Raw genomic sequence first — 201 nt, forward strand, 5'->3', positions numbered from 1 at the left:
AATCTCTCTAACGATGATACAAATCTGACTCTGACGCGGGATGGAGCAGCCCGGTAGCTCGTCAGGCTCATAACCTGAAGGTCGCAGGTTCAAATCCTGCTCCCGCAACCAGCGTCAGAAAATCTCAACACAGCCCGTTCAGACTACAATTGATCCACTGGATCAATTGCTTAACGTCTTCACCTCGTCAGGCTCATAACC

Annotated in this window: 1 tRNA gene; it reads left to right on the plus strand. The window is 50.2% G+C overall.

What is annotated here, in order from left to right:
• Positions 1-34 precede the first annotated feature (34 nt).
• A tRNA-Met gene (locus ABLN94_RS24715) sits at positions 35-111 on the plus strand.
• Positions 112-201 lie beyond the last annotated feature (90 nt).

The organism is Ruegeria sp. SCP11, from assembly GCF_040329455.1.
Lineage (GTDB): Bacteria > Pseudomonadota > Alphaproteobacteria > Rhodobacterales > Rhodobacteraceae > Ruegeria > Ruegeria atlantica_E.